The sequence below is a fragment of the Lamprobacter sp. genome (assembly GCF_034860625.1).
Lineage (GTDB): Bacteria > Pseudomonadota > Gammaproteobacteria > Chromatiales > Chromatiaceae > Lamprobacter.
Genome location: NZ_JAYESN010000386.1, coordinates 1 through 2,179, shown reverse-complemented (window position 1 = coordinate 2,179; position 2,179 = coordinate 1). Strand labels below are relative to the sequence as shown.

The following is a 2,179-nucleotide window of genomic DNA, read 5'->3' as shown; positions in this document are numbered from 1 at the left end:
AGCACAAAACGCCCGATAAAGCCGCCAATCCGCCATGGATTTAACCGCCCAGACCATGATGGCGCGGCTCCATCGGGGCTCGCCGAGCACGGCCATGGCTTCGTTGAAGATGTCTGCGGCCATTTTGTGGTCGACGCTGTGCGGCTGCTCGTCGCAGAGCCAGTCGTGGATGACGGCGGCCTTGCCGGTGCGGCCGACCGTGGCAGCAGGGGCCAGACTCGGCAGGTCATGGGGCGCGGGATGGCGGCGAAGTCTGTGCGGTCGCCGGCTGGTACGGTGATCCAACGCGGCTCGGCTTCGCTGGCGCCGATGGTGCTCCAGTAGCGGAATTCCTCCAGCAGCTCGAACGGGCGCTCGGCGAGGGTGCCGGTGTGGACCTTAAGGACGAGCGGGTCGGTGAAGGAGCTCACTGGTTGGGGTTCAGGGTTTGGTGTTCAGGGCTTGGCGGTTTCGGGGTCGAGCAGGCCTTCGGCCTTGGCCTCGGCGGTGAGCTGTTCGAGCTCGGTCTGCAACGCTTGGTACTCGGCCTCTTTGCGTTGGAGAAAGCGCGCGAGGATGCGCGTCTTTTGCTCAATGCCCTCGGGCGTGAGCAGGTAGGCGGTCGTTCAACGCGCGGGGCTTAGGGTTGATGGCACCGGCCGCTGGCGCCTGATGGGTTTGTGCTGGGGTGCGACTGGGGCTGCCGGTTGCGGGCCAACCCCGGCGTGGCGCTGTGGTGGCCAACGAGGCCGGGTCGCCGAGTCTTGGTGCGGGCACGCTACCGCCCTACCCTGTGATTGGAGGGTATGGGCGGGGAGCAGCTTGTCTGTTGTTGTGATCGTGCCGGTTGCGTTCGGGGGCTGAACGCGCAGCATGGCGGCATTGAAACGCGGCTTTGCCTCATTCGTCAAGGGGAAATGGCGGCTGACGTCGGTGCGCTGGCTGGCGTGCTCGAGCGTCATGGCACACAGTCGTCCCAGAGGCGCGCGGTGGTGAGCGTTTGCCAGCACAAACAGTCACTCGGATGGTTGCTCGATGGTCTTGGTCAGCTGACCGGGAATGATCCGCAGCGTTGGCAGCGTGAGTGTGCCGAGCGTTGAGCGCGCTGTGATGCGAGCGATTTCTTCGCGGATGGCGCCGATGAGCATGGAGGCGCCGTTGACCTCGACGATGGAGCGCCTTTTCTCCGGCTGGGTGTCGTGATCGTGGAAACTGAGCCAGGCTTGCGCGGCGACATCGATACTGTAGGGAGCCTGAGGCTTCGCGGCTTCCGATGGGATCAATTGGAGTTGGACGCCCATTCGATATTCATAGGGTGAGTCGGGATCATCCTGCTCGCGCTCTCCCAACTCGACGTTCAGCTGAATCTCGGTCTCCGTGAAGTCGAAGGATGGCGCCCAGTGAGACTGAGCGTCCTCCACCGGAAAAAGCGCTTCAATGCTCACGCGTTTGAAGAGCAGCTGCCGCAGCTGCAAAGGTGACAGTGTCAGGGCCTGCTCCATGACTTCAGCCCATCGCCAATTCATCCAAGCCATAGGCGTCTTCGTTGGCGCTCGGCTGCGGGTTGACCGTCGTGCGCGTGCTGAAGGCGTCGACTTGATGATAGTGACTCTGGCTCGTTGGTGATGGCCTCTGCGGCTGCGCCAACTTGATCACCATGGGGCGCACCAAGGCGCCCTTGGCGTGGGTCGATAGCCCGGCACGCCTTGCAAGCCAAGCGAAGGCTTCAGGGACGGCGGCAGCGACGCGAAGTAGGCGGTCCATCGGCTCGGACTGTTTGACGTCGTCATGTTTATATTTGGAGAAGGCGACGGCGCCTCCGCCAAAGATCCGGGCCGCCTGTGCCTGAGTGATTGCCCAATCACGCAGCAGCTGATCGATGGCTTCGGCGGGGAGCAAGCCGTCGACTTGTTTCTGGAACTTGATCATGGCGCGTTTGTTGGCGCGCAATTGTACCGGCGATGCCTGTTCCGAGCCGCAAGCATCGCAGACGGAAAACGCGAGCGGAATATCGCCTTCCTGGCCCTGATAGGCCACCCGGTCTCGCTCTTGCCGTTCGGTCAGTTGACCTTCGCCACAGACTGGGCAGGGCACGGAGGCTTTATCAGCGTTCATTGGATTCTCCTGGTGTAGGTTAGGTGTGGCACGACACCAGCAGCAGCACTTGACCTGTCTTTGCGATCGCAAACTTGATGTAGTA

At 62.6% G+C, this 2,179-nt stretch carries 4 protein-coding genes; 1 reads left to right on the top strand and 3 read right to left on the bottom strand.

Features of this window, described 5'->3' with window-relative positions; translation table 11 throughout:
* Positions 1-285: DUF1353 domain-containing protein (locus tag VBE63_RS27900; RefSeq protein ID WP_323686248.1), on the bottom strand; the 285-nt coding region annotated here is incomplete at its 3' end.
* A 128-nt stretch (positions 286-413) separates the two neighbouring features.
* Between VBE63_RS27900 and VBE63_RS27895 the strand changes: the two genes are divergently transcribed.
* The gene (locus tag VBE63_RS27895; protein WP_323686247.1) at positions 414-623 is read left to right on the top strand and encodes a hypothetical protein; all 210 of its coding nucleotides are present in this window, start codon (positions 414-416) and stop codon (positions 621-623) included.
* 372 nt (positions 624-995) lie between these two features.
* Here VBE63_RS27895 and VBE63_RS27890 read toward each other — a convergent pair whose 3' ends face one another.
* A complete protein-coding gene (locus VBE63_RS27890; RefSeq protein WP_323686246.1) occupies positions 996-1,505 on the bottom strand; it encodes a hypothetical protein in 510 nt (169 codons plus the stop codon).
* Positions 1,486-2,094 (bottom strand): type II toxin-antitoxin system MqsA family antitoxin, encoded by a 609-nt coding sequence (locus VBE63_RS27885; RefSeq protein ID WP_323686245.1) that lies wholly within the window; start codon positions 2,092-2,094, stop codon positions 1,486-1,488. The genes VBE63_RS27890 and VBE63_RS27885 overlap by 20 nt, the downstream gene beginning before the upstream one ends.
* Positions 2,095-2,179: the final 85 nt, after the last annotated feature.